The organism is Proteinivorax hydrogeniformans (assembly GCF_040515995.1).
In the GTDB taxonomy this organism is placed as follows: domain Bacteria; phylum Bacillota; class Proteinivoracia; order Proteinivoracales; family Proteinivoracaceae; genus Proteinivorax; species Proteinivorax hydrogeniformans.
On the sequence record NZ_CP159485.1, the window covers coordinates 779,995 to 805,088 of the forward strand.

At 37.7% G+C, this 25,094-nt stretch carries 23 protein-coding genes; 22 read left to right on the forward strand and 1 reads right to left on the reverse strand.

Annotation, left to right across the window (positions count from 1 at the left end):
• Positions 1-29 precede the first annotated feature (29 nt).
• The 12 genes from fabF (at position 30) to PRVXH_RS03745 (ending at position 13,016) form a co-directional block, all read left to right on the forward strand.
• Positions 30-1,265 (forward strand): beta-ketoacyl-ACP synthase II, encoded by a 1,236-nt coding sequence (gene fabF / locus PRVXH_RS03690; protein WP_353893965.1) that lies wholly within the window; start codon positions 30-32, stop codon positions 1,263-1,265.
• A 3-nt stretch (positions 1,266-1,268) separates the two neighbouring features.
• The gene (gene accB / locus PRVXH_RS03695; RefSeq protein WP_353893966.1) at positions 1,269-1,751 is read left to right on the forward strand and encodes an acetyl-CoA carboxylase biotin carboxyl carrier protein; all 483 of its coding nucleotides are present in this window, start codon (positions 1,269-1,271) and stop codon (positions 1,749-1,751) included.
• A 12-nt stretch (positions 1,752-1,763) separates the two neighbouring features.
• The gene (gene fabZ, locus PRVXH_RS03700; protein ID WP_353893967.1) at positions 1,764-2,192 is read left to right on the forward strand and encodes a 3-hydroxyacyl-ACP dehydratase FabZ; all 429 of its coding nucleotides are present in this window, start codon (positions 1,764-1,766) and stop codon (positions 2,190-2,192) included.
• A gap of 4 nt (positions 2,193-2,196) precedes the next feature.
• A complete protein-coding gene (locus tag PRVXH_RS03705; RefSeq protein ID WP_353893968.1) occupies positions 2,197-3,534 on the forward strand; it encodes an acetyl-CoA carboxylase biotin carboxylase subunit in 1,338 nt (445 codons plus the stop codon).
• 36 nt (positions 3,535-3,570) lie between these two features.
• Positions 3,571-5,352, forward strand: coding sequence for an acetyl-CoA carboxylase carboxyltransferase subunit alpha (locus PRVXH_RS03710; RefSeq protein WP_353893969.1), 1,782 nt, complete (start codon positions 3,571-3,573; stop codon positions 5,350-5,352).
• Between the two features lie 143 nt (positions 5,353-5,495).
• Positions 5,496-6,236: a biotin--[acetyl-CoA-carboxylase] ligase gene (locus tag PRVXH_RS03715; protein ID WP_353893970.1), complete on the forward strand. Its 741-nt coding sequence runs from the start codon at positions 5,496-5,498 to the stop codon at positions 6,234-6,236.
• A gap of 181 nt (positions 6,237-6,417) precedes the next feature.
• On the forward strand, positions 6,418-6,930 hold the full coding sequence (locus PRVXH_RS03720) for an NAD(P)H-dependent oxidoreductase subunit E (RefSeq protein ID WP_353893971.1): 513 nt from the start codon (positions 6,418-6,420) through the stop codon (positions 6,928-6,930).
• 8 nt (positions 6,931-6,938) lie between these two features.
• A complete protein-coding gene (locus tag PRVXH_RS03725) occupies positions 6,939-7,268 on the forward strand; it encodes a (2Fe-2S) ferredoxin domain-containing protein (protein WP_353893972.1) in 330 nt (109 codons plus the stop codon).
• A 32-nt stretch (positions 7,269-7,300) separates the two neighbouring features.
• Positions 7,301-8,941 (forward strand): NADH-quinone oxidoreductase subunit NuoF, encoded by a 1,641-nt coding sequence (gene nuoF / locus PRVXH_RS03730; protein WP_353894536.1) that lies wholly within the window; start codon positions 7,301-7,303, stop codon positions 8,939-8,941.
• 16 nt (positions 8,942-8,957) lie between these two features.
• Positions 8,958-10,706 carry an NADH-dependent [FeFe] hydrogenase, group A6 gene (locus PRVXH_RS03735; RefSeq protein ID WP_353893973.1) on the forward strand — a complete coding sequence of 583 codons (1,749 nt, stop codon included), beginning with the start codon at positions 8,958-8,960 and terminating at the stop codon, positions 10,704-10,706.
• A gap of 173 nt (positions 10,707-10,879) precedes the next feature.
• Positions 10,880-12,370, forward strand: a complete 1,491-nt coding sequence (locus PRVXH_RS03740; RefSeq protein WP_353893974.1) for a DUF1538 domain-containing protein — start codon at positions 10,880-10,882, stop codon at positions 12,368-12,370.
• Positions 12,363-13,016 carry a P-II family nitrogen regulator gene (locus PRVXH_RS03745; protein WP_353893975.1) on the forward strand — a complete coding sequence of 218 codons (654 nt, stop codon included), beginning with the start codon at positions 12,363-12,365 and terminating at the stop codon, positions 13,014-13,016. The genes PRVXH_RS03740 and PRVXH_RS03745 overlap by 8 nt, the downstream gene beginning before the upstream one ends.
• A gap of 75 nt (positions 13,017-13,091) precedes the next feature.
• Here the strand turns inward: PRVXH_RS03745 and PRVXH_RS03750 are convergent, their stop codons facing one another.
• Positions 13,092-15,137 carry a pullulanase gene (locus tag PRVXH_RS03750; protein WP_353893976.1) on the reverse strand — a complete coding sequence of 682 codons (2,046 nt, stop codon included), beginning with the start codon at positions 15,135-15,137 and terminating at the stop codon, positions 13,092-13,094.
• Positions 15,138-15,363: 226 nt separating this feature from the next.
• Between PRVXH_RS03750 and PRVXH_RS03755 the strand changes: the two genes are divergently transcribed.
• From PRVXH_RS03755 to PRVXH_RS03800, 10 genes are all read left to right on the forward strand, one after another.
• The gene (locus PRVXH_RS03755; protein ID WP_353893977.1) at positions 15,364-15,846 is read left to right on the forward strand and encodes a DinB family protein; all 483 of its coding nucleotides are present in this window, start codon (positions 15,364-15,366) and stop codon (positions 15,844-15,846) included.
• A 234-nt stretch (positions 15,847-16,080) separates the two neighbouring features.
• Entirely contained in the window at positions 16,081-16,791 is a 711-nt protein-coding gene (locus tag PRVXH_RS03760; protein ID WP_353893978.1) for a 4Fe-4S dicluster domain-containing protein, read from the forward strand.
• Positions 16,792-16,804: 13 nt separating this feature from the next.
• Entirely contained in the window at positions 16,805-18,415 is a 1,611-nt protein-coding gene (locus PRVXH_RS03765; RefSeq protein ID WP_353893979.1) for an FAD-binding protein, read from the forward strand.
• 104 nt (positions 18,416-18,519) lie between these two features.
• Positions 18,520-19,341: a CoB--CoM heterodisulfide reductase iron-sulfur subunit B family protein gene (locus PRVXH_RS03770; protein WP_353893980.1), complete on the forward strand. Its 822-nt coding sequence runs from the start codon at positions 18,520-18,522 to the stop codon at positions 19,339-19,341.
• A gap of 21 nt (positions 19,342-19,362) precedes the next feature.
• Entirely contained in the window at positions 19,363-19,752 is a 390-nt protein-coding gene (locus PRVXH_RS03775; protein ID WP_353893981.1) for a 4Fe-4S dicluster domain-containing protein, read from the forward strand.
• Positions 19,753-19,782: 30 nt separating this feature from the next.
• Positions 19,783-21,759 carry a CoB--CoM heterodisulfide reductase iron-sulfur subunit A family protein gene (locus tag PRVXH_RS03780; protein WP_353893982.1) on the forward strand — a complete coding sequence of 659 codons (1,977 nt, stop codon included), beginning with the start codon at positions 19,783-19,785 and terminating at the stop codon, positions 21,757-21,759.
• Positions 21,756-22,190, forward strand: coding sequence for a hydrogenase iron-sulfur subunit (locus PRVXH_RS03785; RefSeq protein WP_353893983.1), 435 nt, complete (start codon positions 21,756-21,758; stop codon positions 22,188-22,190). The genes PRVXH_RS03780 and PRVXH_RS03785 overlap by 4 nt, the downstream gene beginning before the upstream one ends.
• Entirely contained in the window at positions 22,178-23,170 is a 993-nt protein-coding gene (locus tag PRVXH_RS03790) for a 4Fe-4S dicluster domain-containing protein (RefSeq protein ID WP_353893984.1), read from the forward strand. The genes PRVXH_RS03785 and PRVXH_RS03790 overlap by 13 nt, the downstream gene beginning before the upstream one ends.
• Complete coding sequence (locus PRVXH_RS03795) at positions 23,170-24,237, forward strand: 4Fe-4S dicluster domain-containing protein (protein ID WP_353893985.1); 1,068 nt, start codon at positions 23,170-23,172, stop codon at positions 24,235-24,237. The genes PRVXH_RS03790 and PRVXH_RS03795 overlap by 1 nt, the downstream gene beginning before the upstream one ends.
• Entirely contained in the window at positions 24,227-25,039 is an 813-nt protein-coding gene (locus PRVXH_RS03800; RefSeq protein ID WP_353893986.1) for an FAD/NAD(P)-binding protein, read from the forward strand. Before PRVXH_RS03795 ends, PRVXH_RS03800 begins: the two co-directional genes overlap by 11 nt.
• The last annotated feature ends 55 nt before the right edge of the window (positions 25,040-25,094 follow it).

The window sequence follows — 25,094 nt, forward strand, 5'->3', positions numbered from 1 at the left end:
GGAAACCAAAAACAAAAGAGGTGTTTGATTTGAAAAATAGAGTTGTAGTTACCGGTCTAGGTGCTGTTACACCATTAGGTAATAACGTTAACGATTATTGGAACAACCTAAAAAAAGGTGAAAGCGGAATTGATTTTATAAAAGCTTTTGACACTGAAGAGTATAAAGTAAAATTAGCAGCTGAAGTAAAAAACTTTGATCCAGAAGTTATCGGTAAAAAGCATGCTAAAAGGATGGATAGATACTGCCAATTTGCAATTGCAGCTGCCGATGAAGCTATAGAAAACTCAGGACTAGATTTAGATAACGTAAATAGGCATAGATTTGGAGTTGTAGTTGGATCAGGTATCGGTGGAATAGGCACAATCGAAAAACAACAACAAAAGCTTTTAGAAAAAGGTCCCAATAGAGTTCATCCACTGTTTATACCTAAAATCATAAGTAATATGGCTGCGGGTAACATTGCTATACGCTTTGAAGCTAAAGGAATTTGCACAAATATCGTAACTGCCTGCGCTACCGGTACAGACTGTATAGGTCAGGCATTTAAAATGATTGAAAATAATGCTGCAGATATAATCATTGCAGGGGGAGCTGAGGCTTCTATAACTCCTCTTTCAATGGCAGGATTCACTTCTTTAACTGCCCTTAGTAAGAGCACAGATCCTAAAAGAGCTTCCATACCCTTTGACAAAGAAAGAAATGGCTTTGTAATGGGTGAAGGTGCGGGAGTAGTAATATTAGAATCCTTAGAGCATGCCCAAAAACGTGGGGCAAAGATACACGGAGAAGTTGTAGGTTACGGCTTTACTTGCGATGCTCATCATATGACATCGCCAGCACCTAAAGGTGAAGGAGCTGCGCGGGCAATGAAGATAGCTTTAGCAGAAGGGAAAATAGAAGCAAAAGAAGTATCATATATAAATGCCCACGGAACAAGCACAGAATACAATGACAAGTTTGAAACACAGGCGATAAAAACTGTTTTTGGTGAAGGAGCTAAGGATGTGATGGTAAGCTCGACAAAATCCGCAACAGGTCACCTTCTCGGTGCAGCAGGTGCTATAGAGGCTATTGCATCGATAAAAGCTTTAGAAAATAGTTTTGTACCTCCAACTTTGGGGTACTCCGTTTTTGATGAAGAATGTGATCTTGACTATGTTCCAAACAAAGGAAGAGAAAAAGAGATGAAATACGCTATGTCTAACTCTTTAGGGTTTGGTGGCCATAACGGTGTAATTCTATTTAAAAAATGGAGTGATTAAAAGATGAATATCAAAGAAATTACAGAGCTTATAAAGGTTATGAATAAATCAAACTTAACGAAATTAGAAATACAGGAAAATGCCGTTTCCATTAAGATGGAAAAGCAAGGGGAAAGGGTTATGGTTAAGGAAGCTCAGGTAGTTGAACCTGAAGAACCTGTCAACACCCAAGAGATTGATAGAGAAGAACCTACTGTAAAAAAGAAAGAACAACCTAAAGTAGAGACTAAAGTTAACGATGAAAATACCGTTACAATAACCTCACCAATCGTTGGAACTTTTTATGAATCGCCAGCGCCAGGAAAACCTCCTTATGTTAAAGTAGGAAGCAAAGTAGCAGTTGGAGATACCCTATGTATCGTTGAAGCCATGAAGATAATGAACGAAATCGACAGTGAGGTTTGTGGTGAAGTAGTGGAAGTAATGGTAAACGACGGGGATATGGTTGAGTTTGGACAAGAGTTATTCAAAATCGCTAAGCGATAGGAGGAAAGTTTAATGACTTCTTTAAATGCACAACAAATCAAAGAGATTATACCCCACAGGTATCCATTTTTGTTGGTGGATAAGATTGTAGAGTTAGAAAAAGGCAAAAAAGCAACAGGGTATAAAAATGTAACGGTAAATGAAGAGTTTTTTAATGGACACTTTCCTGATAATCCCGTTATGCCAGGGGTTCTTATCATTGAGGCCCTAGCTCAAGTTGGGGCAGTTGCCATGTTAAGCACTGAGGAATTTGCCGGTAAAACTGCCTACTTTACTGGTATTAACAAAGCCAAATTTAGGCGGAAGGTAGTCCCTGGCGATGTATTAAAGCTTGAAGCAGAGCTTGTAAAGGCAAGAAGAAATGCTGGTGTTGCCAAAGTGGAGGCTAGCGTCGAAGGTCAAAAGGCAGCAGATGCAGAAATCATGTTTATGATAGGGTGATAACATGTTTAAAAAAATATTAGTTGCAAATCGCGGAGAAATTGCAATTAGAATTATAAGAGCTTGCAGAGAAATGGGAATAGAAACAGTAGCCATTTATTCAACAATAGATAAAGATGCTCTCCATGTTCAAATGGCTGACGAGTCAGTATGCGTAGGGCCACCAAATGATAGCTATACTAATATTACTAGGATTATAAGTGCTACAGTGTTAACAGGAGCTGAAGCTATTCATCCTGGGTTTGGTTTTTTATCTGAAAACAGCCGTTTTGCCCAAATGTGTCAAGAATGTAACATAACATTTATCGGGCCTGATGGTGAAATTATTGATAAAATGGGCAATAAATCTAACGCCAGAAAGCTTATGATGGAAGCTGGTGTGCCTGTTATCCCAGGCTCTAAAGAACCTGTTTTTGACGATGAAAAAGCGGTATCGACTGCAAAAAATATAGGCTATCCTGTTATGATCAAAGCTTCTGCCGGCGGTGGTGGAAGAGGTATACGTATTGTACGGTCTGAAAGCGAGCTTTTAGATGCATTTAACATGGCAAAAAAGGAGGCTAAAGCCGCCTTTGGTGATGACACCATGTATATGGAGAAATTTTTAGAAAAACCTCGCCATGTGGAAATTCAGATTTTAGCTGATCATTATGGAAACACTATTCATTTAGGAGAAAGGGACTGTTCAATACAAAGACGTAATCAAAAAGTACTAGAGGAAGGTCCTTGTCCTATCCTTAATGAAGAGTTAAGAGAAAAAATGGGAGACGCTGCTATAAAAGCAGCTCGATATGTGGGGTATAAAAATGCCGGAACAATTGAATTTTTGCTAGACAGCTATAATAACTTTTATTTTATGGAAATGAACACCAGAATACAGGTAGAACACCCAGTTACTGAATTTATTACAGGCATTGATCTAATAAAAGAGCAGATAAAAATAGCTTCGGGGCAAAAACTTAACATAAAGCAAAAGGATGTCAAATTTAGCGGGCATGCTATTGAATGTAGAATAAACGCAGAAGATCCAAAAAGAAACTTTATGCCAAGCCCAGGGAAGGTAGATGTTTTATTTATACCTGGTGGTCTCGGTGTACGAGTGGATACACTACTTTATGATGGATATATTATACCTCCTTCGTATGATTCAATGATAGCTAAGCTTATAGTACATGGCAAAGATAGGTCAGAAGCAATTAACAAAATGCGAAGGGCTCTAGGAGAATTCTTACTTGACGGTATAAGTACTAATATAGATTTTCAATTTAGCATTATTAACAATGATAAATTCTTGCAAGGTGATTATGACACAGGCTTTGTTTCGGAAAATCTAAATTTATAAAAGCCTTTAATGAGGGTGTAAAGGGAGTTGGTTTAGGTGTTTAAAAGACTTTTTAAAAAGACTAAGTATATAACTGTAAGTCCAGAAAAGCTTGAAGAGTTTAAAGCCAAAGAGCCTCAAGAAGATGTAGAAATAAAAGTTGGAAAAGGAGTTAGTCAAGGGCAAAAGCCAAATATTCCAACAGGAATGTGGCTTAAATGTAATAAATGCGGTCAGGTCATTTATAAAAAAGACCTAGAAGGAAGCTACAAGGTTTGTGGCTTTTGCACTTATCATATAAGGTTATCTGCCCAGGAAAGAATAGAGCAAATCATAGATCAAGGAACCTGGACTGAAATAAACGAAAATATTAAATCACAAAACCCTCTAGACTTTGAAGGTTACCCTGAGAAAATTAAAGGTCTCGAAGAAAAAACAGGATTAGACGAAGCGGTAGTTAGTGGAATAGGTAAAATAAACGATCAAAGCACGGTACTATGTATAATGGATAGCCGCTTTATGATGGGGAGCATGGGCTCTGTAGTTGGTGAAAAGCTTACAAGAGCAGTAGAAAAAGCCATCGAAGAAAACTTGCATCTGGTAGTGTTTACTGCTTCTGGAGGAGCTAGAATGCAGGAAGGGATATTTTCATTGATGCAGATGGCTAAGGTTAGCGCTGCAATCTCAAAACTAAATGAAGCAGGTTTGTTATACATTCCAGTGCTGACAGATCCTACTACAGGCGGAGTAACTGCTAGCTTTGCCATGTTAGGAGACGTTATTTTGTCAGAACCTAGAACTCTTATAGGATTTGCAGGGAAAAGAGTTATAGAGCAAACCATAAAGCAAAAGCTTCCCGAGGGTTTTCAAAGTGCAGAATTCTTATTAGAAAAGGGGTTTGTAGACAAAATAGTCCATCGAGAGGATTTAAAACAAACCTTAGGTGATATTTTGAAAATGCATAACTTCAAAGGTGAGCTAGATAACTTTGCAAAAAATGATAAAAAGCAGATATTACCTGATAAACTAGAAAAGATTGATAGAACTCCTTTTGAGAAGGTTAAGTTAGCTAGAAAGATAGAGCGTCCCACTTCTTTAGACTATATCAATGTTATTTTTGATAACTTTATAGAGTTACATGGAGATAGGTACTTTGGGGATGATAGTTGTGTAGTTGGAGGCTTAGCGTATTTAAACGGCACTCCGGTAACGGTTATAGGTCAACAAAAAGGTAGAGACCTAAAAGAAAATATTAAAAGAAATTTTGGAATGCCAAACCCAGAAGGGTATAGAAAAGCGCTACGGCTTATGAAACAAGCTGAAAAGTTTAATCGCCCAGTTATTTGCTTTGCTGATACGCCTGGTGCTTACTGCGGGATAGGAGCTGAAGAAAGAGGACAGGGAGAGGCAATTGCCCAAAACCTTACTCAGATGGCATCACTTAAAACTCCAATAATCTCTATAGTAATTGGTGAAGGTGGAAGTGGAGGAGCGCTAGCTTTAACGGTTGCTGATGAGATTTATATGTTAGAGAATGCTATATTTTCTGTGCTATCGCCAGAAGGTTTTGCTTCTATATTGTGGAAAAATGCCGGTCGGGCTCAAGAGGCAGCTAATATCATGAAAATTACTGCTCAAGACTTAAAAGACTTTGGAATAATTGAAAAAATCATACCAGAACCTAAGGGTGATGCTAGTCTTTCACCAAAAGAGACAGCAAAATTATTAAAGCAAGGTATTGTAGAAGGACTATCCGAAAAATTAGAAGAAGATATAGATAGGTTGCTAGAAAAGCGCTACAATAAGTTTAGGAAAATAGGTCAGTATATAGAAAGTTAACAGCTACTTGGGTTTAACTATCTATATATGAACATCACCCCCTAACAATGCTTTTTGCCTTTACTCGTTGCATAAATGAGTAATAGTGATATGAAAAGGATAACAAACGTAGCAACTCTTAATGCATAAAGGTAGGTTTTCATATGCTAGGAAAAAAAATAATAAATCTAAAAGCTGTAGATTCCACAAACTCCTACGCTCAAAAGTTAGCCAAACAGAGATACCCTGAAGGAACTGTAGTTTTTGCTGAGAGCCAAACAAAGGGTAGGGGGCGACTAGGTAAAAGCTGGCTTTCTTTAGAAGAAAAGGGTTTATACATGAGCGTTATTTTTAGGCCGCCTTATAAAGCAGCAAAAACTCAGCTTATCACCCCTCTAACAGCGGCAGCTGTTTGCAGTGCCTTAAGAGACTTTAAGTTGGACGCTATGATTAAGTGGCCCAACGATATATATATTTCTGAGAAAAAAGTTTGTGGAATTTTGTCAGAGATATCTCTAAAAGCAAATAAACCCTCGTATGTAATAGTTGGTATCGGCATAAACTTAAATCACAAAAAAGATGACTTTCCCATTGATTTGCAGCATAAATCTACGTCCATTAGAGCAGAAATGGGGTGCCCAATAGACAAGCAGGAAGTAGTTAAAAATTTGTTGTTTTACTTAAATATGTTTTATGAAGAGTTTATAGTTAAAGGGAATATAAACTCTTCAATAAGTGTATGCAATAAGTATTCTTTACTAAAAGGCAAGATAATTAACGTAAAAAACAAAGAACACATCATAACAGGCTTGGCAGGGGAAATAACCTCGAATGGGTCATTGATGATAAAAGATAAGGTTGGAACGGTCAAGGATGTTATAACAGGTGAAGTTATAAAGTTTTAATTTTCTCCTTAAAAATTAATAAAATAGGGCTGTCTCAAGTATCTAAGCGGTATTTGTGACAGCCCTATTTTATTTTTACACAAAACAGTTCAATAATAGTAGCAAACCTGTATAAAACTGTCAAAGATTAAAAATACTAATACGTGAAATCAAAGTATTCCCTATATGAAAGGAGAAACTAATGAGCGAAAAGTTAGTTTTGCAACCCAAAAATGACATGGAAAAAGACTTGCCCAAGGAAAAGTTTGATGAGTTAGAGGCATACATTGACAGTCTTGAAGAAAGTGAAGGGACATTGATTCAGGTGCTGCATAAAGCTCAAAAAATATTTGGTTATCTTCCTAGAGATGTTCAGCTATTTATATCTAGAAAGATGGATATAACCGGCGCTAGAGTTTATGGAGTTGTGAGCTTTTACAACTACTTTAATGATAAACCACCTGGTGAAGTTACTATTAATGTTTGCACCGGCACAGCCTGTTTTGTAAAAGGAGCTAATGAAATAATAGCATACCTTGAAGAAAAACTAGAGATTGCTGCAGGTCAAACAACAGAAGATGGAAGGTTTACCTTAAACGGTGTGCGCTGTGTGGGGGCTTGTGGTCTCGCCCCTGTAGTGATAATAGGAGAAAAAGTCTATGGGAGGGTAAAGGTAGAAGAACTAGATGATATTTTAGCCAAATATGAAAGGTAGGATAGAAAATGAAAACCCTAAAAGAGCTTCGAGATATAAGAGAAAAAGCTTCAGCTAAACTTAAAGCTAGAAACGCTGCGGATAAAAGCACAATAAAAGTTCAAGTTGGCATGGGAACGTGTGGGATATCTTCCGGAGCAAGAGACACATTTATGGCGATACTAGAAGAAGCCAACAACAAAAACATAGATAACCTTAGCATAACTCAGGTTGGTTGTTTAGGTAACTGCTTTGAGGAGCCAGTGGTTAGGCTAATTTATCCTGGTCAAAAGCCAAAAATTTTTGTAAACGTAGATGTAGAAAAAGCAAAAGAAATAATCGAAGAAATAAAAAGTTAGGTGGGAGGTAATTAACTGTGGAAAAACCAAGGATGCACCTTTTAGTTTGTGGCGGGACTGGCTGTGAATCTCAAGAAAGCGATAAGCTAGCGGGTTTTTTGCAGCACATCATTAAAAGCAAAGGGTATCAAGATGAAGTTTTAGTTATAAAGACAGGATGTTTTGGCTTTTGTGAAAAGGGTCCAATTGTAAAGGTCCTTCCTGATAATGTATTCTATGTTGAAGTGACACCTCTAGACGCAAAGACCATTGTTAAGGAACACGTCATAAAAGGTAGAATAGTTGAAAAGCTCCTTTATTCAGAGCCAGATGAAGAGGAGAAAATAAAGTTTCAAGAAAACATGTCCTTTTATAAAAAACAAGAAAGAATTGCTCTTAGAAACTGTGGTTTAATCGATCCTGAAAACATTGAGGAATATATTGCTTTAGATGGGTATCAAGCTTTGGGAAAAGTTCTAACGGAGATGAAACCAGAAGAAGTAATAGAACTTATTAAAGAAAGTGGTTTAAGAGGAAGAGGTGGAGGAGGCTTCCCCACAGGGTTTAAATGGGAGCTAACCTACCGAAATAAAAACGATAAAAAATATATTATCTGTAACGCTGATGAAGGTGACCCAGGTGCTTTTATGGATAGAAGCATACTAGAAGGAGATCCACATAGTGTTATAGAGGCCATGGCCATAGCTGGGTATGCCATTGGCGCAAGTAAGGGCTATATATATGTTAGGGCAGAATATCCTCTAGCTATCGATAGATTGGTAACAGCTATTAAGCAAGCAAGAGATTATGGCTTGTTAGGCACAAATGTTTTTGAATCTGGGTTTAATTTCGATGTAGATATCAAATATGGTGCAGGGGCTTTTGTTTGTGGAGAAGAAACAGCGCTAGTTAATTCTATAGAGGGCGGAAGGGGTGAACCAAATGCAAAGCCACCTTTCCCGGCTGAAAGCGGACTATATGACAAACCTACTTGCGTTAATAACGTAGAAACCTTTGTAAATATTCCTGCAATAATAGTCAACGGCCCTAAATGGTACAACAAATTTGGAACAGAAAAAAGTAACGGCACCAAAGTTTTTGCTTTAGCTGGCAAAGTTAATAATGTTGGATTAGTTGAGGTCCCCATGGGCATAACTCTTAGAGAGATTATCTTTGACATAGGCGGCGGCATAAAAGGAAACAAAAAATTTAAAGCAGTTCAAACAGGAGGGCCGTCAGGAGGATGCATTCCTGAAAGTCACTTAGACATCTCTATAGATTATGAGAGCCTACAATCCATCGGCTCTATGATGGGCTCTGGTGGGATGATAGTGATGGATGAGGATGACTGTATGGTTGATATTTCAAAGTTTTATTTAGAGTTTAGTGAAGAAGAATCATGTGGAAAGTGCACCCCTTGCCGTATAGGCAATAAACGACTTCATGAGATTTTAAATAAAATAACTGAAGGAAAGGGTACTGAAGAAGATCTAGAAAGATTAACAGATTTAGGTGAGATGGTTAAAGGGAGCTCGTTATGTGGTCTAGGTCAATCATCTCCCAACCCCATTTTAAGCACTTTACAGTTTTTCTATGATGAATATGTAGAGCATGTAAAGCACAAGAACTGCCCAGCAGGAGTATGTAAGCATTTAAAAAAAGGAAAACCCCAAAAAGCTTTACAAAATCAGTAATTGAGGTGGTGTAAAAATGGAAAAAGATAAAGTGACAGTTACTATAAATAATAAAACTGTGACTGTACCTAGGGAATATACAATTCTTAACGCAGCGGTGGAGGCAGGAGTAAAAATTCCGACGTTATGTCATTTAGATCTTCATGATCTAAAAATGGTTAACAGAACAGCTTCTTGTAGGGTTTGCATGGTTGAAGTAGAGGGCAGCCCCAAACTTTCCCCAGCTTGTGCAACCCCCGTTAATGATGGAATGGAAATAATGACAGATACAATGAAAGCGATAACTGCTCGGCGTATGTCCATAGAATTATTGCTCTCAAATCACCCTACCGATTGCCTAGTATGTCAAAAAAATCTACAATGTGAGCTTCAAGCCTTAGCCCACCAGTTGGGAGTTCGTGAAATTAATTATTCCGGTGAAAGGACAACTTATCACTTAGACACTTCAAGCCAAGCAGTTGTGAAAAATCAGGATAAATGTATTTTATGCCGACGGTGTGAGACAGCCTGTAACGCAATTCAGACTTGTGGTATATTATCAGCATTAAACAGAGGATTTGAAACCGTTGTTGGTCCAGCCTTTAACCTGCCTATGGCAGAAACATCTTGCACCTATTGTGGCTCTTGTGTAGCTGTTTGCCCTACTGCCGCATTGACTGAAGTAAACCACATACCCAAAGTTTGGGAGGCACTTAGAAATCCTAAAAAGTATGTAGTTGTCCAAACTGCCCCAGCAATTAGAGTTGCCTTAGGAGAACTATTTGGGATGGAGCCAGGTACGATTGTAACTGGCAAACTTGCCGCAGGGCTGAAAAAGTTAGGGTTTGACAAGGTATTTGATACAGATTTTGGAGCGGACGTAACAATTTTAGAAGAAGCCAGCGAGCTACTAGAACGGATAGATAATAACAAGACCTTACCTATGCTTACAAGTTGCTGCCCCGCTTGGGTTAGCTATATAGAACATCAATTTCCAGATTTAGTTGATATTCCATCTTCCTGTAAGTCACCGCATATCATGGTGGGAACGATAATTAAGAGCTATTTTGCTGAAAAGAATAACATAGACCCTAAGGACATTACAGTAGTTTCAATAATGCCTTGTGTGGCAAAAAAAGCAGAGGCAGCTAGAACAGAGCTCTCCATAGATGATAATAACAATGTAGATATAGTTATTACCACAAGAGAGTTAGCAATGATGTTTAACGAGGCAGGAATAGACTTTGACAAACTTTCAGATGAAGAGTTTGACCATCCACTAGGAGAGACAACAGGAGCATCAGTAATATTTGGCACAACAGGTGGGGTTATCGAAGCAGCAGTTCGCACAGTCCATGAATGGAAAACAGGTGAAGGACTTGAAAAGATTGAATATGAGCAACTTAGAGGAATTGAGGGCTTGCGAGAAGCAGAAGTTAAGGTAGATGGAACAAAGCTCAATATAGGTATCGCTCATGGTCTTGGTAACGCTCGTAAACTTCTAGAAGATATAAGAAATGGCAAATCCAAATATCATGCTATAGAAATCATGGCGTGCCCAGGAGGTTGCATAGGCGGAGGAGGTCAACCATACCACTATGGAAATGACGAAGTGGTTAAAGCAAGGCAGAAAGCGATATATGAAGAAGAGAAAAATAAAGAAGTGAGAAAGTCTCACCTAAACAAAGAAGTATTAAAAATGTATGAAGAATACTTCGAAAAACCCTATAGCGAAAAAGCACATAAACTACTGCATACAAAATACACTCCCAAAGAAAGAATATAATTAATAAGACACACCAAGAGGTAAGGTTAATGTAAAACAAGAGAAACAGGCAGCTATTTACACCTGTTTCTCTTGTTTTTTAGAAGGAGAAACTTTTTATCCAATTTAAAATATATGGTATAATTACAACATACATAATATTGCGTCAAAACTTATGAAGGGAGTGCAAATATTTGAGCCTTATTGGAGACAAATTTAGGGAGGTCATTATTTCAGTCTTACCTGTAGCAATAATTGTGCTAATCTTAAATTTTACCCTTGTTCCTTTAGATACTCCTATGTTATTTAGCTTTTTGCTTGGTTCCGTTTTTATAGTTGCTGGACTTACACTTTTTTTAATAGGTGTTGACATCGGTATTACACCCTTAGGTGGTTTAATAGGTAATTCTTTACTAAAAACTAACAAGTTGTGGGTAATAGTAGCAGCTGGCCTAATTCTTGGATTTTTAATCTCAATTGCAGAACCTAGTCTCTTGGTTTTAGCAAATCAAATTGAATTGGTAACCTCTGGGGAAATTACAAGTGTCACAATCTTGGTAGTAGTTTCATTAGGTTTAGCTGTAATGGTTTCTTTTGGTTTGGTAAGAATTATGTTTAATATACCATTGTTTAAGATTTTAACAGTGCTTTATGCAATAGTGTTTGTGCTAGCTATTTTTACAACACCGGAATTTTTGGCCATCTCCTTTGATGCCTCCGGCGCCACCACTGGGGTTCTGGCAGTGCCGTTTATTCTAGCAATATCTATCGGTATTTCAATTAAGAAAAAAGATAGCAAATCTGGCGAAAAGGATAGTTTTGGGTTGGTTTCTATTGCTTCTGTGGGGGCAATTATTTCAGTTATGCTGTTAAATATTATCACAGCAACTGGTAGTTTAGATCCTGTTCTTGATTTAAATATTCCTGAAACAACTTCAGCTGTAGAACCTTTTTTATCCATGCTAGGTCCAGTTTTAAAAGAAAGCCTCATTTCCCTTCTGCCATTACTTGTGATTTTGTTGATTTTACAGAAAGTTTCCTTTAAACTACATAGAAAGGCTTTTATCAGGATTATTAAAGGTTTTGTTTATGCATTTTTAGGGCTAGTTTTGTTTTTGTTAGGCGTCAATGCTGGGTTTATGGATGTGGGCAGCAGTATAGGCTATACTATTACGAGTATGAATAATAATCTTTATCTAATTATTATGGGGTTTGTTTTAGGTGTGGTAACTATATTGGCAGAACCTGCTGTTTACGTATTGACCAATCAGATAGAAGATGTAACCAGTGGATATGTTAAAAGAAAGGCTGTACTACTGGCGATTTCAATAGGTGTTGGTTTGGCTGTCGCCCTTTCTATGGTTAGAGTAGTTATTTATGACCTTCAATTATGGCATTATCTTTTGCCGGGGTATATACTAGCCGTAGGATTGATGTATGTTGCACCTAAACTCTTTGTTGGAATTGCTTTTGATGCAGGTGGGGTTGCTACTGGGCCAATGATTACAACCTTTATTTTGGCTTTTACACATGGCGCCGCTGATGCAAAAGAAGGTGCAAATATTTTGGTTGATGGATTTGGTATGATAGCTATGGTGGCGCTAGCTCCAATAATTACGTTACAAATCTTAGGCCTTATTTTTAAAATAAAATCCAAAAAAGGAGGGGGCTCAAATAATGGGTAACTTAAAAGCACTGGATCTGATGTGTGTTATTGTTAAAAACGGATTGGGTAGCAAAATTATAAAATGTGCCAAACAAAATAAAATAACAGGAGGAACCATTATCTTAGGCAAAGGAACTATTCAGCGTCCCCTTCTTAAGCTGCTTGAACTAAATGAAGTAAAAAGGGAGATAATTCTAATGGCTTGTGAAAGTTCAAAAGTTAACACAGCCTTAGAAGCTTTAAATAAAAAATTCCAATTTTATAAACCTAATCATGGAATAGCTTTTAGCATCTCTTTAGAGGATGTTTTAGGAGCAAAAAGTATAAAAAGAGATGAAATTAGAGTCGGGGGTGAGCAAGAGTCGATGTATAATCTTATTTTGGTTGTGGTGGATAAAGGAAATGGGGAGCTTGTTGTAGATGCAGCTAATAAGGCCGGATCTAAGGGGGCAACGATTATAAATGCTAGGGGATCTGGCATACATGAAACTAGCAAGATTTTTTCTATGGAGATCGAACCAGAAAAAGAACTTGTTTTGATAGTTAGTGAAAAGGAGCTTGCCGATGGGATAGCTTCATCAATACGCTCAGATCTTAAAATCGATGAGCCTGGTAATGGAATTATTTTTATTCAAGATATTAATAAAGCTTATGGATTGCTTTAGTTGAAAAAACATTATAAAGCATAAAAAGTCCCTGCTAAACGCAAGGGACTTTTCTTATGCAAGTTTTAAAGTTTTTTAAGCTTTGATTACAGCAGAAGTTAAAGGGTCTATCTTAATACTGTCTTTTCCTAGTGAAAACCCTACAGGATTTGAAATGGCTTTTGTGCCAGCTTGTTTTTGGTCAACTAAAACAACTTTGTCAGTTAAATCCACATCCAAAGTAAGCTTACGCTTGTTTTTATCTGCGTTTATAAACACATAATATATTTGCCCATCTGTAGATTTACAGCTGTATGCTATTACTAGGTCAGTTTCGTTTATGTTTGGGCAGGTAATTAAAGAAACATTAGTTTCAATTAAGCTTTTACAACCTAGCCTGAAGGCGTCAGTTGACCTCCTTAAATGAATTAGGCCCGCTGTATACTTTTGAGTGTCGGTGTTTACTGGAAATCTATTTTCATCTGTAACTTTTGACCATCCAAACTTGTTGATTGCATCTGATGACTGGTAGGAATCATGAATAAAGTAAGGGTATTTAAAAGGTCTGTTGTTTTCATCAGTCATGTAAGTGGATTTATATGGGGCCTCATTAGTTTTTGCCCTATATTGTTTGGTGCGTCCATATTCTTGCCCGGCGTGGATAAAAGCTATGCCTTGAGAGGTTAGAAGCATTGTATTACCTACTCGAATACGCTTATGAATTTCCAAATCATTTTTTGGTATATCAGGATCTTTTTTGATGGAGTAGGCGACAACATCATATAATGTTAAATTGTCATGAGCTTCTATATAAGGAACAACATTCCCAGGGCTAGTTGTATTAAAATTATGAGGCTTAGCCTTAATGTTATCAAATATTTTTCGTATATTTCTTGGACCATCTGTTAAAAAACGGGGTGTCCCTTCGTGGCCGAACCCAGATTTAAGTTCATCTCTGAATTCATCGGAGAAGCAGCCAACTGCATTTGTATGCTCCATCCAATCCTGGTCTGCGGGCATTACGTCATCTCCATCGTCACCTACATATGTTCTCCAGCCCTCACCAATCATTAAAATGTTTGGGTTTAACTTTTTAGCTTCGTCATAAGCTATTTGAATGCTTTCTGCATCATGATCTCCCATCATATCAAATCTAAAGCCATCTACTTTAAACTCATCAGTCCAATATAAAATGGAATCCACTAATATTTTACGGGACATTTCATGAGTGGTCCCAAGGCGACCACCGCCAAAGCTTGTTCTAGGTGTCCCATACTTGTCCATGAAATGATAGTAGTTGGGAACCAAATCTTCAAATATCCCAACGTCAGCGGTGTGATTATATACAACATCAAGGATAACTCCCATGTTTCGACTATGTATCTCAGAAATAAGGTGTTTAAGCTCTAAAATCCTTAGTTCTGGATCATTGGGGTCTTCGGAATACATGCCTGTAACAGAAAAATAACTATGAGGGTCGTATCCCCAATTATAATTCGTTCCATAGGATTGATATTGGAGCATTCTTTTATTGTTTTCTAACTCGTTTCTAAAAAAGTAGCTCATGATGGGTAATAACTGAATGTGAGTTACTCCTAGGCTTTTTATATAGTCTAGCTTATCTATAAATGCTTTAAAAGTTCCAAACTGTGACGTGATGTCACTTTCTATAAAAGGGTCAGATGTAAAGTCACGAATATGTACTTCATAGATAATAGCATCTTCTCTTTTTTTAAACCCTAAAATGTTAGCAAAGGAAAGCTCAGGTCCTAGGGTTTTAGGGTCTATTATAGCTGCCTTGCCGTAAGGATAATTTTCACCGGTAGAGTCATGATTCCAAGCTGCCATTGACTTCGCGTAAGGGTCAAGGGTTATTTTTGTTTTGGAGCCATGAGTAATTTTAAAATGATAATAATATCCTCTTAAGTTTGAAAGACCGGTGTTTTCATTATTTAAGGTAATCTTCCACACACCGTTATTTTCAAGCGTCATCTTTAGGTCATTTTTAACCATCTTATTTTGGTCGTGCTTATCATAAAGAATTACTGAGACGTTATCAGCTTTTGGAGACCATACCTTTATAATTGCAGATCCATCTTTGTTTAACTTGGAACCTAACGTTCCACTATAAGTCTTAACCATATCATCACACCCCTAAAATAATTTTGTGCAAACGCTTTCACTAAGGTTCATGTTAGCATAAATGACCAAAAATTTAAACTCTCTAAACGTGTGTTTATTGTAAAAAGATTTCTCTTATATAACTATCTTTTAACATATGACAAGTTAGTTATAAGTTAAAGGGTTTTCAATTGCAGTAACGAATTTATATTATTAAAAGGCAGATGAATTTAGGAGGTGAAAAAACGTGCGAAAAAGCGTAAAAGGGAGTGTGATCAATACCTTACTTTATGCTAGGCGAGACTGGGATAGGCTTATAAACAGCGTTGATGAAGTGGAAATTGGAAAAGTTGGAGTAAGGGGAGAGTGGTCTATTAAAGACCTAATAGCTCATGTAACCTGGTATGAAAAAGAGATGGAAATATTAATTAGAACCAAAAAGCTTGATGGTTCTGCGCTTTGGGAGCTATCCTCAAAAGAAAGAGATGATGTAATCTATCAAAAAAATAAGTTTAAACCTTTAGATGAGCTAAAGAAACATTCCTTAAAAACATTTGCCTACCTTCTAGATGCACTAGAAACTGCCGACGATGCCGATCTATTAGATCCAGGGCAAATTGAAGGGATGCCTAAAGATTGGCAACCCTTAGATATTATCGCCAATAATACATGGATGCATTACACTCATCATGAAAAAGAAATTAGGGAGTTTCTAGATAAAAATAATTGAAGAAATGCCACAGTCAACGACAGTTTTTTTACTTTTTAATGTGAAAACAATTACAATATTTACTTATATTGTAAAAGCAAAAATCCCACAGTGGCGCTTTATGTAAAGATTATATTGACCAGGTAGATAAAAGTTGTTACTATTAATTTGTCTGGATGTGAATTATTTTTCAATCTTATGTTTTTGCTATCTATTTTAGCAAATTCAATTTAAACTAAAGGGAGGTAAAGTAAGGTGTTAAATCAAAAATGTGATGAAAAAAATCAAAATAATAACGAGTTTGTAGACATTTATATCATGGGCAAAAGATACAGCGTCCCAAGTTCCCTTACAATTATGAAGGCCTTTGAATATGCAGGATATACTTTGTTGAGAGGTTGTGGGTGTAGAGCAGGGTTTTGTGGTGCTTGCTCCACTGTCTATCGAATAGGAGGGAACCACGAGTTAAAGGTAGGTTTAGCATGTCAAACTAAGGTAGAAAATGATATGTATCTAACTCAAATACCTTTTTACCCTGCTCACAAGGTTAATTATGAAGTCGATAAACTTCAAGGTGATGGAGATCAGGTTGTTGAGATTTATCCCGAAATTACAAAATGTTTAGGATGTAACGCCTGTTCAAACGTCTGTCCACAAGATATCAAGGTTATGAAATACGTATCCCATGCTATTAGGGGAGAGGTTTCAAAAGCTGCAGATGAGTCGTTTGACTGCTTGCTATGCGGGTTGTGTGCCTCTAAATGCCCAGCAAATATAGTCCAATACAAGGTTGGTCTGCTATGTAGAAGGCTACACGGCAAATATTTAGCTCCTAAAGCTAACCATGTAAAGGATAGAATTAATGAAATTAAAGAAGAGAAATTTGAAAAACAATTAGATGAATTAGTTAATTCAAGCAAAGATGAGTTAGCTAACAAGTACAACAATAGAGATATAGAAAAATAAGGAGGTCAGTAAAATGAGCTATACTTCTCAATTGAGAGAACTAATTAAAAAAGTAGAAAAAACAAGAGAAGAACGACTAGGTCATGATTTTCCTAGAATGACTCCTGAGCAAAAACAGGATGTGTTAAACAACCATCATCCAGATTATATCAAGGATCAATTCCGTGAAGCTAAAATTGGACCCAATAAAGGCGATAGATTCCCTCATGAACTTTGTGATGTGATTGAAGGTTATCCTGCTGTAAAATGGGATGAAGTTGATACTTCAAAAATAGATTATGATGTAGATGTTTTAGTTGTAGGAGGTGGCGGTGCTGGTGCTTCTGCTTCACTTCTTGCCCATGAAGCCGGCGCAAATGTACTACTAACCACCAAACTAAGGTTTGGAGATTCCAACACTGTTATGGCTCAAGGTGGAATACAGGCAGCGGACAAATCAAGCGATTCTCCCGCTACTCATTACCTTGATGTAATTGGTGGGGGACATTATTCAAACGTTCCTGAATTAGTAAGAGCATTGGTGACAGATGCTCCATCTGTTATTGATTGGCTAGAGGACTTAGGAGTTATGTTTGACAAAGAAGATGACGGCTCAATGAAAACACGCCATGGTGGCGGAACCTCTAAAAAGAGAATGCACTCAGCAAGAGATTACACTGGCGCTGAGATTATGCGAGTTCTTAGAGATGAAGTTCTTTGTAGGGATATCAATGTAGTTGAGTTTAGCCCTGTAGTAGAGCTTTTGATGGATAACGAAGGAAAAGCTGCCGGTGCAATTATTTATAACTTTGAGACTGAAGAGTATCAAGTTGTTAGGGCTAAAACTGTTATCATTACTACAGGTGGCTTAGGCCGTTTGCATACTCAGAAATTCCCAACATCAAATCATTATGGGGCAACTGCTGACGGATTAGTGCTGGCTTATAGAGCAGGAGCAAAGCTTGCTTTTATGGACACTGTTCAGTATCATCCAACAGGAGCTTCTTATCCTGAGCAAATCGAAGGTTTTTTAATAACAGAAAAAGTTAGAGGTCTAGGTGCCACTCCTCTTAACATAGATGGTGAGCAGTTTGTATACCACCTAGAAACTAGAGATGTAGAAGCTTCAGCAATAATCCGCGAATGTGCCAAAGGAAAGGGAATAACCACTCCTTCAGGTATGCAAGGTGTGTGGCTAGACTCTCCTATGATTGACAAACTACATGGAGAGGGCACCATCGAAAGAGAGCTGCCGGCAATGGTTAGACAGTTTGCTAGATTCGGGGTGGATATAAAGAAAGATCCTATCTTAGTTTACCCAACTCTTCACTACCAAAACGGTGGCATTCTAATCAACGATAAATGCGAAAGCTCTGTAGAAAATCTGTACGTTGCTGGCGAGGCCTCCGGCGGAACACACGGCAGAAACAGATTAATGGGTAACTCTTTATTAGATATTTTGGTGCTAGGAAGAAGAGCTGGTAAAAATGCAGCTGCTAAAGCCCAAAGTATAGACAACAAAGACGCTAAACTTAACTTAGAACATGCTAAAAAGTTTGTGGAAGAGCTTAAAGAAGAAGGGATAAAAAGAACTAAAACCTCACCAATCTTAATCCCGGATTATACTGATGGGGAATTAAGTTAATTTTGGAGCATTTAGTGAAAGATTAATCATTCACTAAAGTTTACTAGAATTACCTTCCTGAGGTAAAAAGGGCAATAAAAATTTTCGTAACAGGAGTTGGTATTATGTTAGGTTACTATCCGGGGTGTACGGTAAGAGCTCATCAAAATGAAAACTTTGAAAAAGAAGCGCTAGCAATCTTAAAAGTTTTAGGTATTAGCGTTGAAGAACTATCAGAATGGGAGTGCTGTGGCGCAATTTACCCTCTTACCAATGACGAGTATGTTCCTTTGTTGTCCTCTGTTAGAGCCTTAAAGAGAACTGAGGAAGAAAAGAAAGAAGGGCTCTTGACATTATGCAGTGCGTGCTATCACGTTCTAAAGCGTGTAAATCATCGCATGAATAACGATAAAGAAGCAAAACGTAGAGTGGAAAACTATTTAGATGATAAATATGAAGGAACTACAAAAGTCTTACACCTAATTGAAGTGTTAAGAGACCAAGTAGGATATAAGAAGATAAAAGAGCATGTGGCTAGTTCGCTAGAAGGGGAGAAAATAGCTACCTACTATGGATGTCTATTTTTACGCCCGGAAAAAGAAATGGAACTTTTAGATGCTGAAAATCCCGGTGTTATGGAGGAGATTGTTAAAGCCTTAGGCGCCGAACCGGTTATTTATCCTTATAGAACTGATTGCTGTGGAGCCTATCACGCATCTGACAAAGAAGAGGTCAGTAACGGAGCAAGCCTAAAAATAGTGATGTCTGCTAAAAAAGCAGGAGCCACTCAATTAGTTACAGCGTGTCCATTATGCAAGCATAACCTGGAGCATTGTCAAAAAGATTTACAGGATGAACAAAAGCTTCCGGTTCATTTTATAACTGCTCCCATTTACGAAGCATTAGGGGCAGAAAAAAAAGCGGACGAACAGCCTTTGGCTAATTAACATACGAAGGGAGGCATTATCGTGCGATTTCCTACAAAAACAGCCAGCATAAAAGAGCAACAAGAGCTGGCCGATATAATACAAAAGAATGTGAAAGATTGTTATCAATGTCTAAAGTGTAGCGCTGGCTGCCCTTTAACAGAGCACATGGACTACTATCCTCATCAAGTAATGTTACTTGCTAAAATGGATCTATATGAAAAAATTTTTAATAGTAAAACACTATGGGTTTGTGCATCTTGTCTAGCTTGTTCAAGTCGATGTCCTAGAGATCTTGAGCCTGCCAAAGTTATGGAAGGCTTGAGGACTATGATTATAAGAAAAAGAGGAGAAGGTAACGTTGAAGTAGTTAACCCCAAAGGGGTACCGAGGCAAGCCTTGATATCTTCTATGAGGAAGTTACGGCGGTAATACAACCTGTTCAGTAGAGGAGGCAACGAAATGAGAGTAGGAGTATTCATATGTTGGTGTGGTAGTAACATTAAGAATATGGTGGATGTAGAAAAGGTAGCGAAAGAAGCTGAAAAAATGCCTAGGGTTGTATATTCCCAGGATGTCCAATATCTTTGCTCAGAAGTTGGTCAAGCGGATATAAGCAAAGCAATTGACGAACACAAGCTAGATAGAATCGTTATTGGAGCATGTTCACCAAGAATGCATGAATCAACTTTCCAACAATTACTAGAGTCAAAAGGTTTAAACCCATATTATGTTGAGATTGCAAATATTAGAGAACAATGTTCTTGGGTGCACACCGATAAAGATAAAGCTACAGTAAAAGCTACTGAGCTTGTTAAAAAGGCAGTAGCTAAATCGTACCATGCTATTCCATTAACATCCGATTTATTAAAAGTTAATAAAAAAGCCCTAGTTATAGGAGGGGGTATCGCCGGGATTCAAGCAGCCCTGGATATAGCAGATGCTGGATACCCTGTAGATTTGGTGGAGCAAAAGCCCTCAATCGGTGGAAGAATGGCGCAGTTTGACAAAACATTCCCAACTTTAGATTGTTCTGCATGTATATTAACACCAAAAATGGTTGAAGCAGCTACACATGAAAATATTACGTTATATACCTATTCAGAGGTAGAGAATGTGGCTGGTTATGTTGGAAACTTTAAAGTGAAAATTAAGCAAAAAGCAAAAAGTGTTAAACAAGATATATGCAATGGTTGTGGAGACTGCATGGAAAAATGCCCTAAAAAGGTAGCTAATGAGTTTGATGAAGGAAACAGCAAAAGAAAAGCTATTTACACATTGTTCCCACAAGCTGTTCCTAATAAACCTGTAATTGACAGAGATAATTGTATATACTATAAAACAGGCAAATGCGGGCTATGTGAAAAAATTTGTCCCACAAAAGCTATAGACTATAATCAAGAAGATGAAATAGTAGAAAACGAATATGGGGCAATTATAGCGGCTACCGGTTTTGATATTAAGGATCCTCAGGACTTATCTGAATATTACTATGGAAATCACCCTGACGTAATCACCAGTTTGGAGTTAGAAAGACAATTAAATGCTTCAGGTCCAACATCTGGTAAAGTAATACGTCCTTCAAACGGTAAAACTCCTGAAAAAATCGTCTTTGTACAATGTGTTGGATCTAGAGATAGAAATAAAGGTAATGCGTACTGCTCTAAAGTATGCTGTCTGTACACTGCTAAGCATACACTGCTTCTTAATGAAAAGTTTCCAGAAACAGAAAGTTATGTGTTCAATATTGATGTAAGAACAGGCGGTAAAGGATATGAAGAGTTTTATGAAAGAGCTCGCCACAAAGGTGCTAAGTATCTAAGGGGGCAAGTGTCAAAAGTTGAGCCGCTAGGAGATGCTGATAACAAGCTGCTAGTTAGAGGTTATGATAGTTCTATAGGTGAACAAGTAGAAATAGAAGCTGACCTTGTTGTACTAGCCACTAGCATCGAGCCAAAGGTTGGGTCGTCAAAAATAGCTGGCCTATTAGGTCTATCATCAGACTCTGATGGATTCTTCTCTGAAGCGCACCCTAAATTGAAGCCAGTTGAAACTCAGGCACAAGGCATTTATCTAGCTGGTGTTTGTCAAGGACCAAAGGATATTCCAGAAGCTGTTTCTCAAGCAAGTGGAGCGTCGGCAAAAGCAATTATACTGTTTAATAAAGGGGAAGTAAAAAGCGTTCCAACAACAGCTATGGTAAATGAAGAAATTTGTAGTGGCTGTATGCAATGTAAGCCTGTTTGTCCATATGAGGCGATAAGTAGAGAGTACGTTACTGAACGTGTAGCAGGAAAAGAAGTGAAGCGACCAGTGGCATCTATTAACAGAGCGCTATGTCAAGGTTGTGGTGCCTGTGCCGGTCTATGTAGAAGTGGTGCAATGGATATAGGCGGGTTTACTAGCAAACAAATAATGGCGGAGGTGGATACGCTATGATAGAACAAAACTTCGAACCTAAAATTGTGGCATTTTGTTGTAACTGGTGCAGCTATGCAGGGGCTGACCTTGCAGGCACCGGCAGACTTAAATATCCAGAAAACGTACGCATTATACGTGTGCCATGCTCCAGCCGTGTAGAAGTTCAAATGATAATGAGGGCCTTTCAAAATGGTGCAGACGGCGTTATGGTGGCTGGTTGTCATCCTGGTGATTGTCATTATGATACGGGAAACTACCATACAAGACGCCGGATGATGCTACTACAAAGCTTAACTAGTTTTTTAGGGATGGATCCAGATAGATTTATAGTCAAATGGATTTCTGGTAATGAAGCAGCAAAGTTTAAAAGCACAGTTGAAGAATTTAATGAAACTCTAAAAAAACTTGGGCCTGCTGACAAAGTGAGGGATCAAAGATGCGGAATATAACAAATGAGTTAAGAGAAATAGCTGAAGATCTTCTTGAGTCTAAAAAAGTAGATGTAGTGTTAGGGTATGCAAAGGGTGAGCAACCTTATCAATCGGTCCCCTTTGCTGCCAAGAAAAAAGAAGATGTAGAGAACCTTATTTTTGATATTTTTAGTTATAGCTCGTTATCTAAATATCTGCTTGACGATATGTATCGTGGAAAAAAAGTTGCCTTGGTATTAAAAGGATGCGATTACCGTGGGCTAAAAATTATGCTAGACGAAAGCAGGGTAGATAGGGATGACCTATATTTAATCGGCGTTGAATGTCGCGGAGTACTAGAAAAAAGCAAGCTTAAAAAGAAAATAGATGCAACCCTATTCGAAACCACCTTAGATCTAAAAGAAGATAAGTTAGCAATTTCAAGCTCAAAAGAAAATGTAGAAGTACCTTATGAAGATGTGTTATCGCCTTATTGTTTAGCTTGTGAATTTAGCACACCGCACAAAGAAGAGGTAGATATCATATTAGGCGAGCCCGGCAAAATGACTAATAAGGAATTGACTACTGATGAATGTTTTGCGGAAATAGGGCAAATCGAAAAAATGGATGAAAAGCAGAGGTTTGAGTACTGGAAAAAGCAATTAAACAGATGTAAGCGTTGCTATAGCTGCCGTAATGCTTGTCCGGTCTGCACCTGCAGGGTATGTCTGTTTGATAGAGAAAACCCTAGCTATTTAGATAGCGATACAAGCCAGTTAGCTCAGCATCAGTTTTACCATGTTATTAGAGCATTTCATATCTCAGATAGGTGTGTAGGATGTGGTCAGTGTTCTAGGGTGTGTCCAGAAAATATTCCTCTTCATCTTCTAAACCAAAAGCTTATAAAAGAGCTTAATAAGTTTTATGGTAGTTACTTGCCAGGTGTTGATGAGCAGCCTGCACCTTTATCGTTTGCAAAGGCAGATGACCCAGACCCCTTCGAAAAGGAGGAGAAATAATGAATACAGTGGTTAAATGTCAGAGTGTTCCTAAGCTTTTGGAAGTTTTAAAAGAGTTAACTGATGATTATCAAATATATTGTCCAGTCAAACAAGATGACACCGAAACTTTTCTGCCTTTAGAGCAGATAGAACAAGATGAACTACTAACTGTAGGGGAGATTTTATCTAAGAATGAGCCACCATTATATTCTATAAAGTCATTTCTATTCCCTAACTCAGAAGTTTATCTTAAGTTTAGAAGAAATCACGACAAAGTAGATTTTACAGTTCACTCACAACAACCAGAACCTACAATAGTGATAGGTGGTAAGCCGTGTGATGTAGAAAGCCTTGACATGATTGATAAGGTGTTCTTACAAGAGCCAGTCGATACTTTTTATAAGCAAAAAAGGGAACAAACAATTTTTATAACATCAATTTGTACTAGCAAAGGTCCTAACTGCATGTGCGAAGAGTTTGGTGTTGACAAATCTGAGCCTAAGCTTTCTGACATTCTTTTAATTGAAAGTGAAAAAACTGAAGAGAAATCAGACGGAATTTATTTAAAGGGTGTTAGTGAAAAGGGAACAAAGTTAATTGAAAGGTTAGCTGAGCTTGACGGCCTTCAAAAAGTAGATAACTCTCCAAACCTTATTGAAGATAAAGAAGAAATTGAGAAGCTTTGTCCTGAAGCAATAAAAGATAAAATGGAAGAGCTGTACGACTCCGATATTTGGGAAGACCTAGCAATGCGTTGCTTAGGTTGTGGAATTTGCACCTATTATTGTCCAACATGTCATTGCTATGACATCAACGATTATTCTCGCAAAGGTGAAGGCGTAAGGTATAGATCTTGGGATTCATGCATGTTTTCTGATTTCACCAATATGGCGGGCGGACATAACCCTAGACCTACCAAAGCAGACCGTATAAAAAACAGATTTTTTCATAAGCTAAATTATTTTGTCAAGCAGCAGGGACCGTTAGCGTGTGTAGGGTGTGGACGTTGCGCAAAAAATTGTCCTGTAGGCATTTCGTTAAACACAGTGTTACAAAAGATTGGAGGGCAAAACAATGGAAAATAATCCACTAGTACCAGTAAATGGTGAAGTGATAGAGATAATCGAAGAAAGTAAAGACGTAAAAACCTTTCGAGTAAAACCAGAAAAAGACATAAATCACCTTCCTGGCCAATGTGCCATGCTCTCACTTTTTGGGGTGGGAGAGGCTATTTTTTCCATAAGCTCTCCGCCAAAAAGGGACTATTTAGATTTTAGTATAAAAAAGACTGGTAAAGTTACGGATATACTACACCAGATTGAAGAAGGACAACAATTAGGAATAAGAGGGCCTTATGGAAATCATTTTCCATTCGAAGAAATAAAGGGAAAAGACCTACTATTTATAGGTGGTGGCATCGGTCTTGCCCCATTAAGGTCGCTTATAAAATACGCTTTAGATAACCGTGACGACTATGGAAATTTACAGTTGATTTATGGTTCAAGAACACCGGAGGATCTGATATTTGAAAGAGACATCTATAAAAACTGGCCAAGCGATACTTTTAAGGTTAATCTAGCCGTTGATGTTGAGAGTCCAGGGTGGGATGGCTTTGTAGGGTTTGTTCCACAATATTTAGAAGAGCTAGCCCCAGACCCTAAAAACACAGTAGCAATAACGTGTGGACCTCCAATAATGATAAAATTTGTGCTTCAGACTCTTGAAAAGCTAGGATTTAGTGAGGAGCAGGTTATTACTACGTTAGAGTACAAGATGAAGTGTGGAGTTGGAAAGTGTGGTCGTTGCAACATCGATGATCAATACGTATGTAAGGACGGCCCAGTTTTTTACTTGAAAGAGTTAAAGCAGTTAAAGGGAGAGTTTTAAAATTAATAAGGATAGTATAACTATCCTTATTAATTATTATTAAACTAACTACTTG